Source organism: Lentiprolixibacter sp., assembly GCF_982873095.1.
In genome coordinates this window covers 1-8768 of the sequence record NZ_CEYNTP010000109.1, presented here as the reverse complement: position 1 = coordinate 8768, position 8768 = coordinate 1, and the positions used below count along the sequence as shown (strand labels likewise).

General features: G+C 50.2%; 8 protein-coding genes and 1 pseudogene. 3 read left to right on the top strand and 6 right to left on the bottom strand.

Annotated features, from left to right (window positions below; genetic code table 11):
- Positions 1-1133: helix-hairpin-helix domain-containing protein (locus AC4E7D_RS07985; protein WP_490173281.1), on the top strand; the 1133-nt coding region annotated here is incomplete at its 5' end.
- Between the two features lie 8 nt (positions 1134-1141).
- On the opposite strand, the gene galK is transcribed toward AC4E7D_RS07985, so the two are convergent.
- Genes galK through AC4E7D_RS07960 form a run of 5 tightly spaced genes read right to left on the bottom strand, consistent with a single transcriptional unit; the run spans position 1142 to position 7541 of the window.
- A complete protein-coding gene (galK, locus tag AC4E7D_RS07980; RefSeq protein WP_490173280.1) occupies positions 1142-2254 on the bottom strand; it encodes a galactokinase in 1113 nt (370 codons plus the stop codon).
- A gap of 11 nt (positions 2255-2265) precedes the next feature.
- On the bottom strand, positions 2266-3270 hold the full coding sequence (locus tag AC4E7D_RS07975; RefSeq protein WP_490173279.1) for a 4-hydroxyproline epimerase: 1005 nt from the start codon (positions 3268-3270) through the stop codon (positions 2266-2268).
- The gene (locus AC4E7D_RS07970; RefSeq protein ID WP_490173278.1) at positions 3267-5003 is read right to left on the bottom strand and encodes a DUF885 domain-containing protein; all 1737 of its coding nucleotides are present in this window, start codon (positions 5001-5003) and stop codon (positions 3267-3269) included. Before AC4E7D_RS07970 ends, AC4E7D_RS07975 begins: the two co-directional genes overlap by 4 nt.
- Complete coding sequence (locus AC4E7D_RS07965; protein ID WP_490173277.1) at positions 5000-6589, bottom strand: aldehyde dehydrogenase (NADP(+)); 1590 nt, start codon at positions 6587-6589, stop codon at positions 5000-5002. The genes AC4E7D_RS07970 and AC4E7D_RS07965 overlap by 4 nt, the downstream gene beginning before the upstream one ends.
- 10 nt (positions 6590-6599) lie before the next feature.
- Complete coding sequence (locus AC4E7D_RS07960) at positions 6600-7541, bottom strand: dihydrodipicolinate synthase family protein (protein WP_490173276.1); 942 nt, start codon at positions 7539-7541, stop codon at positions 6600-6602.
- 203 nt (positions 7542-7744) lie between these two features.
- On the opposite strand from AC4E7D_RS07960, the gene AC4E7D_RS07955 reads away from it, so the two are divergent.
- Both AC4E7D_RS07955 and AC4E7D_RS07950 read left to right on the top strand, forming a co-directional pair.
- Complete coding sequence (locus AC4E7D_RS07955) at positions 7745-8194, top strand: hypothetical protein (RefSeq protein ID WP_490173275.1); 450 nt, start codon at positions 7745-7747, stop codon at positions 8192-8194.
- On the top strand, positions 8187-8570 hold the full coding sequence (locus AC4E7D_RS07950; protein ID WP_490173274.1) for a hypothetical protein: 384 nt from the start codon (positions 8187-8189) through the stop codon (positions 8568-8570). The genes AC4E7D_RS07955 and AC4E7D_RS07950 overlap by 8 nt, the downstream gene beginning before the upstream one ends.
- On the opposite strand, the pseudogene AC4E7D_RS07945 reads toward AC4E7D_RS07950, so the two are convergent.
- Positions 8567-8768: pseudogene (locus AC4E7D_RS07945) on the bottom strand (FAD-dependent oxidoreductase); the annotation flags it as partial. The gene AC4E7D_RS07950 and the pseudogene AC4E7D_RS07945 overlap by 4 nt on opposite strands.

Below are 8768 nucleotides of genomic sequence, written 5' to 3'. Positions count from 1 at the left end.
GAATGAGCGGCAAGTTCCGGTCGCGTGAGGAATTTCAGAAAGTCAGGGACAAGTTTATCCAGAATTGCCGCAAGCGGGGCTATGGGGAAAAGTTGATTAACGAGATCTGGAACCAGGTGGCCAGTTTTGCCGGCTATGCCTTCGCGAAGGGCCACTCGGCCTCCTATGCCGTGGAGAGCTATCAAAGTTTATTCCTCAGGGCGTACTTTCCCCTCGAATACATGGTGGCCGTTCTGAACAATGGAGGCGGTTTTTACCGGCCCGAGTTTTACGTACACGAGGCCCGTATGCTGGGGGCGGTTATCCATGCCCCCTGCGTGAACAAGAGCCTGGCTGTGAACACCATATACGGGAAGGACCTGTACCTGGGCTTTATGTACCTGCGCGAATTGGAAAGCCGGGTTATGGACCGCATCCTGAAGGCCCGGAAAAGCGAAGGGCCTTTCACTTCCCTCGAAGATTTCCTGGATCGCGTCCCCATTTCCATAGAACAGGTAAGCATCCTCATCCGCATCAATGCCTTCCGCTTTACGGGAGTAAACAAACACGAATTATTGTGGCAGGCCCACCTTTTTCTCGCCCATGGAAGTAGCCTGGAACATCCCAAATTGTTTCCCCCGGCACATCAGGAGTTTAAGATCCCCCAACTGCATACCACCCAACTTGAAGCCGCCTTTACTCAAATCGAATTGCTGGGATTCCCCCTTTGCAGTCCGTTTGAGCTGCTGAAAACCCTACCTCAGAACTCCACAGGGAGCCGCCACCTTGCGCAACACCTGAACCGGCATATTGATATTTACGGTTACCTGGTCACGGTAAAAAATACCAAAACCCACAACGGGAAGCGCATGCATTTTGCCACTTTTGTCGACCAGTACGGGGAGGTCTTTGATACGGTGCTTTTCCCCCCGGTGGCAGCCAAGTATTTCTTCCGGGGAAGAGGGATTTACAGGTCGTTCGGGAAGGTGGTCAGTGAATTTGGGTTCCTGAGCATAGAGGTGGTTAAAATGGAAAAGCAGGACTATGTGCAGGATCCCCGCTATGCCGAGATGAAAACAGCGAATAAAAAGCTTTCAGGACGCACCGTTACCGATGACCCCATGAACACCTCCGTCCTAGAAACCCCGGACTAGTCTTTCCCCTAAAAATATGTAATAGAAGTCCCTCCTGAAGGTTGGGCGACGTGCCAACTAAGGGATTTTCCAAATTTTTCCCGATAAGCAGGACCCATATGGGCCATCAGGTCGGTAATGGCCTCCTTGTGGATGAGGTTCAGGGAACAGCCCCCAAAACCCCCGCCCATGATCCGTGCCCCCAGGACTTCAGGATAGTCTTGGGTAAAATCTACCAGGAAATCAATTTCAGGACAGCTTACCTCATACTCGTCTCGCAGGCCGGCATGCGATTGATAGAGTAAAGCCCCCAAGCGGGGAAGGTGCCCTTCCTGAAGTGCTTCCACGGCATCCAGCACCCGCTGGTTTTCCTCTACCACATATTTGCAGCGGCGGAAAAGGGTGTTAGACAACCTGTTTTTTTGATCCGCCAAAATTGCTGGCGTAACGTCCCTCATGGCGCTTACCTCAGGATACGATTTCGCAATGATTTCAATGGCATCTCCACATTGCTTTCGGCGTGTATTATATTCACTGGAAGCCAGGGTGTGGTGCACATGGCTGTTGATCAGCAGGAAGCGGTGATCTCCGAGTTCAAGGGGGATGTACCTATGGTTAAGGTTTCTGCAATCGAGAAGGATCACTTTGCCTACCTTGCTCATTACCGAAGCAAACTGGTCCATAATCCCGCATTGGGTGCCTACAAATTCGTGCTCCGCTTCCTGGGAAAGTCTTACCAGGGTGATCGGATCCAGACCAAGTTCAAAGAGCTCGTTTACCCCATAGGCAATACCGCATTCCAGGGCAGCAGAAGAACTCAGGCCCGAGCCGATAGGGATACTGCTTTCCAAGGTGCACCGGAAGCCACGAAGCCCGTTTGTCCGGACCTGGATTCCTGCGATGACCCCTAAAATGTAGTTTTGCCAGCTTTCCGTGCTGGGTTGTATGTCCCGCAAGTCAGCTTCAAAGGATTTGTCCAGGTCCTTGCTGGTCACCTCGATCTGATTTGGGGAAGGATGTTCGGTAAAGTTCAGGGTAATATGGGAGTCAATGGCTGTGGGCAGAACAAACCCCTCGTTATAATCCGTGTGTTCCCCAATAAGGTTGATACGTCCGGGGGAAGTCACCACAAGTTTTTTCATTGATTTTCCTGTTATATAACCTGGAACCCGTGGCAGAAGGGATCGTCTTTATCAATGGTTATGGTATTATAGCCATACACCTTCGCCCACCCCTGTATACTCGGGACAATCGCCTGGTATTTCCCAATTCGGGTTTCGGCCTCTATCCTGCCCGTAAAGGTGGATCCGATATAGCTCTCATGTACAAAAGGCTCTCCTTTTTTAAGTTTTCCCCTGACATGCCACTGTGCCATCCGGGCGGAGGTGCCTGTTCCACACGGGGAGCGGTCTATGGCTTTATCCCCGTAAAAAACGGCATTGCGGGCTGTGGATTTTGGGTCCAGCGTATCACCGGTCCAGAGCACATGGCTCACCCCATTGATGGTAGGGTCTTCCGGGTGTATAAATTGATCAGGATATTTCTGGTTGATCCGCTCCCTGAGTTCACGTGCCATGGTAATCAGTTCCGATGCCTTGTATTTCTGTAATCCTTTGAAGTTTTCCTGAGGATCAAAAATAGCATAGAAATTACCCCCATAGCCTACATCAAAATTCAACCTTCCCAAAAAGCTGCTTTCCACCTCCAGGTCCTGTGCAGCCAGGTAGGATTTTACATTGGTGAACCGTACCCATTCCACCTTTTGATCTTTCATTTCATAGCTGACAACCACTAATCCGGCAGGGGTTTCCAACCGTATGGTCCCTGGGGTTTTGGGATGGATCAAACCTTCCTGCAATCCAATAGTCATGGCGCCAATAGTGCCGTGTCCACACATGGGCAAGCAACCGCTGGTTTCTATGAACAGGATCCCAAGGTCATTTTCGGCATCGCTGGGGGGATAAAAAAAACAGCCGCTCATCATATCGTGGCCCCTGGGTTCAAACATAAGGCCTGTCCTTATCCAATCATACTCCTTCAGAAAATGGGCCCGTTTTTCGCTCATATTTTTCCCAACGAGGGGAGGGGTCCCGGTGGTAACCACCCGGACAGGATTCCCACAGGTGTGCCCATCAATACATGTGAACGTATGTTTCATTCGGATACCCGGGATTTTGAATGATCTGTGATATAATCAGCTACCCTTTTTCTGAGAATGGGCAAGGTTACCGTTCCTTCCCCCAGGATCACCTCGTGGAATTCCCGGATATTGAAATTGGCGCCCAGGGCTGCCTCCGCTTCCTTTCTCAATTGCCTGATGGTGATCTCTCCGATTTTATAGGATAAAGCCTGTCCCGGCCATGCGATGTAACGGTCAGTTTCGGTATTGATTTCATGAAGTGATAAAGCCGTATGGGATTTCATATAGTCCACCGCTTCTTGACGGCTCCAGCCCAAAGCGTGTATCCCTGTATCCACTACCAAACGACAGGCCCGCCACATTTCATAAGTCAGTTGGCCAAATTTTTCATAGGCATTTCTGTAAATGCCCATTTCCGCAGCCAGGTATTCGGAGTACAGGCCCCAGCCTTCCCCAAAGGCAGACAGGTACAATTGCCTCCTGAATGCCGGGAATTTCGTGGATAGTTCCCTGTTTAGCGCCCCCTGCAGGTGGTGCCCCGGCATGGCCTCGTGGGCAGTAAGGGCAGGTAGCGTATAAAGCGGGCGGCTATCCAGTTTGTAGGTATTGACCAGATACGTGCCGGATTGGGTTTCGGACCTTGGGGGAACATACCGCCCTCCGGTATACTTAGGGGCGATGGCTTCAGGTACCGGTTTTACGCCATAAGGCCTTCGGGGCAAGGTTGAGAAGAAACGGGGTAATTCCCCGTCAATCCGTTTGGCTATATCGCGCGCTTCTTTAAGAAGTGCTTCCGGGGTAGTGGCATAGAACCGAGGGGAGGTCCTCAAATACTCCAGGAAGTCATTAAAGCTACCCTTAAATCCCAGGGAATCAATCAGGGCCAACATTTCACTTTGGATCCGGCCTACTTCTTCCTTTCCCAATTCGTGGATGTCTTCTGCGGTATAACGGGTAGAAGTGGTATAGTAGTTAATCCTATTTTGATAAAAGTCCCTCCCTCCTGAAATGGCTGAAATGCCTATTTTCTCCCGGGTATTAGGTAGATACTCCTCTTCAAAAAATGTCTTGATATCCCGGAAAGCGGGGACAACTTTTTCTGTAATCAGTTTCATGGCAGCCTGTCGGGCAGAATCCTTTTGAATAGGCGTCATATCATCAGGGAGCGCTTCCATTGGATCGAAGAATGCACTCCTTCGAGAATCCTCCACAATGTGGACGTCATAGGTGGATGCATATCCCTTAAAAATTATTTTGGGCTGAGAGTTGCCCTTGCGAAGTCCTTTCCGCATCAGGTCAAAATGTTGCTCTGCAAAATCGGGGATGGCTTCCAAGACCTTTAGGTAGCGCTTAACCTCGCGGTAATTGGCCAGGTGCCGTATCTGATAATTCAGGTTCAGGTGGAAGCCTTGATCGGCCTGAATGGGATTCAGGTATATGCCCAGCTCAAAACGATCAATGCGCTCCTGCAAGACGAACTTCAGAAGTTCGGTTGAGATCCGGTCCCTTTCCGAAAGCACTTCCTGATCTACCTGGGACAAGACCTTTAATTGATCCCTGGCAAATTCTGCTTCCTTCTGGTATCGGGCCTCGGTAAACACGCCCAGCGGGAAGTCCTCCCGGTCATAGGCCTTATAGCTATCTACCTCTTTTATAATTTCGTTGAGCAAGGCTTTCTGCTCAAGACTGTCCTGAGCAAATAAGGAGCTGACACCAAAAAGCAGTGTAATGAGAATGGTGTAGCGCCTCATACCCCTGCCGGTTCTTTTGTAAGTTTCCCGTCCACCTTCCTGAGTATTCCCAGTGGATTCCTGTTCTTTAATGCATCGGGCAGTGCCTCATCAGGCCAGTCCTGGAAACTCACCGGACGCACCCATCTTCGTATGGCTTCTGTTCCCACTGCAGTAAACCTTGCATCGGTGGTTGCCGGAAACGGCCCACCGTGAACCATGGAAGGGCAGACTTCAACCCCTGTGGGTACCCCATTGTAGATTAACCGCCCTACTTTCTCCTGCAGGGCACTCACCAGGGTGTCATGTGTATTTATCTCGGACTTCGCACCAATAACGGTCCCGGTCAACTGCCCTTCGAGTTGGTTGATGATAGCCTCCATTTGTGCTGTATCGGTACATTTGACTACCATTGAAAAGGGACCAAATACCTCCTTGTGCAGGTTGGGATTTCCCAGAAAAACTCCACCAGGAACGGCCAGTATTTTTTGCCTGGCGTAATTGGGAGGTGTTTTGTCCAGGTACTCTGCGACTACCCTTGTGCCTTCCTGTCCGCTCATGCTTTTATGCCCTTCTTCGTACTTTCTGTGGATATCCGGGTGGAGCATGATGCCAGCGTCCATCTTCAGGATTTCCTCTCCAAGGGCATCCATAAATGCATCCAATTCGGGTCCGTTTATGGACAAGATCAATCCGGGGTTTGTGCAAAATTGCCCTGTGCCCAGGGTAATGGATGCCGCATATGACTTTGCCCAGTGACCAGCCTTATCCTTGAGGGCTGAGGGCAGGATAACGACCGGATTGATACTCCCCATTTCCGCAAAAACAGGGATGGGCACCTTTCTTTCACTGGCCAGTTTGTGAAGCGCAGTTCCCCCTGCAATACTTCCGGTGAATCCTACTCCCCTTGTTTCGGGGTGTTTCACCAACTGCTGCCCGATCTGTATATCACTGCTGTTGAGGTTTGAAAATACTCCGTCAGGCAAATTACAGCTAACTATTGCCGCAACAATAGCCGAAGCTACGAGCTCCCCCGTACCGGCATGCATGGGATGGCTTTTAACGATTACCGGGCACCCTGCTGCCAGGGCACTTGCGGTATCCCCACCTGCCGTGGAATAGGCAAGGGGAAAGTTACTGGAACCGAAAACTACAATGGGTCCCAGGGGGGTCAGCATTTTCCGAAGGTCAGGTTTGGGTACCGGTGTCCGGTCAGGTAGGGCCGTATCAATGCTCGCTTCCACCCAGGAGCCTTCATCGAGCATCTCTGCAAACATGCGCAGTTGCCCTACGGTCCTTCCCCTTTCTCCTTTGGCCCTGCCTTCCGGGAGGCCGGATTCTGACATATAGGTCTCAATGAGTTCATCGCCCAGCCCTTCAATATTATTGGCAATTGTCCTGAGGAAGTTGGCCTTCTTCTTTCCGGGAATGTTCCTGTAGGTTGTAAAGGCCTTTGCTGCCAATTGCACAGCTTCATCCAATTCTTCTTCCGAAGCTTCGTAAAAGGTCCAGGGATTCTTAAGGTTGAGTTTCGGGTTAAAGGTGGTATACGTCACCTTTCCTGTAGCAGATAAGGTATTGCCAATATAGTTTTTACCGGTGATCATAGGATTAAGATTATTCTACAGTGAGCCCCTGTTTGTTTCGCAAGGCGAGGTAATCGGGGAGTACGGGCCTGTTTTTAAGCCCTTCCTCAATAACATTCAATACCCGGGTGCGTTCGGGCTCCCTTAGGGGTAAACGGGGCTCTCTTACTTGTTCGGTACCGATACCCGTTGCTACCTCGGCCAATTTGATGTTCTGTACCAATTGAGGATTGATGTCCAGTTCCAGTAAGGGCAAAAACCAGCTGTAGATGGCACGGGCCTCCTCATTTCTGCCTGCCTTTGCCAACTCATATATGGCCACGGTCTCAGCAGGGAAGGCACATACTAGTCCGGCTACCCAGCCATCGGCTCCCATGAGCAGGCTTTCCAGGCCCAGGGTGTCTACTCCGGTAAGTACCTTTAGCCGGTCGCCAAACCTATTCCTGATCCGGGTAATATTGGAAATATCCCGGGTAGATTCTTTAACGGCTTGTATGGTGGGCAGTTGTAGTAATTCCTCAAACATATCCAGCGTTACTTCAATGCCATAGTCCACGGGATTGTTATAGATCATGATCGGAAGTTCCGTACGCTCTGCAATGGCTTTGAAGTAGGCCACGGTCTCGTAATCTGTCGCCTTGTAACGCATGGGGGGAAGGACCATCAATCCACTGGCACCCTGCTCCCGGGCAGCTCTGGCCGCTGCTATCGCACCTTTAGTACTCTGCTCGGCTATATTCATGATCACAGGAACCCTACCTGCTACGAAGTCTACGGCGGTTTCCACCAGTACCTGTTTTTCATTGGCAGTAAGCGTGCTAGCTTCGCCCAGGGTGCCCCCGAGGATGATCCCAGAAACCCCGGCATTGAGCTGGGCTTCCAGATTCACCCGGAACATGTCCAGATCCAGTTGGTCATCTGATGTAAACTTTGTCGTAACTGCGGGCATGACACCCTTCCATTCAAATTTCATAATCGGGAATTTGGATTGTTAAGGCGGTAACATCCGATTCAAATGAAATCGTTGTTTTATCCGCCCTTTTATGTAGGGATAAATGTAGTTAAAACTGTGCGTACTTCCAGCCCTTATTCGTGATTATCAGGAAGTGATAAGCACGTGTGAAAAATAACATCCACAGACGAAATTGATATGGAGAATCTTTTTAACTTGGCCCCATGCGTTTTTCGTTTTTGGTACTGGTAATGTTCGTCCTGATTAGCTTGCCGTTGAGGGCCCAGGTAGAACAGGATAAGGTTCTGCATTTTGGAATTGGCGCCTTAACCGGGGCGGCCGGGGCATTTGTAGCTTCTGAGCTGAGCAATCAAAACCGGTTCTGGACAGTAACCGGGGCTATTGCCACCAGCCTTCTGGCAGGAATTGCCAAAGAAGCCTACGATGAGAGACAAAGTAATAGCTGGGACAATGCCGATCTCGGGGCGACAGTGCTGGGGGGCATAACCGTTGGGGTTACTATAGAGTTGTTTTCAAAAAAGAACGGGAACAGCTACCAGAATAAGCTCGGCACTCAGGATGCCCTCGAGGCCCGAAGACTGGCCCTTGAAACCTACTTCAGGGCCGAAACACCATCCCCAGTTCAATCTCTAGATATAGCTGCATATGAATGAGATCCTGGCTGTACTCAACCTCGCTATTTCTGCTGTAGGAAAAGCGCTTACCAAAAGGGGAACCCGTATAGAGAAAAAGATACGTGCAGTGCAGCTCATGCAAAAAGCAGTAAACCAGACCAAACTCTATTTAAACCAAAACCAAAATCAATTCCATCCCAATGCTGAGTTATCCAACCTCTGGAATGATGCTTTTGCTGCCATGATGCCCATTGATCCCTCCCTGGCCATGAAGTTAAATGACCAAAGCCGTTTCTGGATTGAACCCCGGGCCTGGTTGCTTGAAGATAGTGCCATGGAATTGCAGCCTACGCTGAAGGAACTTCAGGAGCGTTGTAACGGGATCATCATGGAATTGCAAAGCCGAAAACCCTAGAGGTATTCTGAGATCAGGAAGTCCAGGTCCGGACTTTCTTCCAAGAGCGAAATTATTCCCATTGCGGCCTGCTCCCCGGCCAACATGGCCGAATTCAGCGAGCCATTCAGCAGCACATCTCCGGCCAGGAAAACTGTGCTGTTAATTTTGGTCTCTGACGGATCAAGGCTGTATTTTAAATTTTGCAATTTGGGGAGT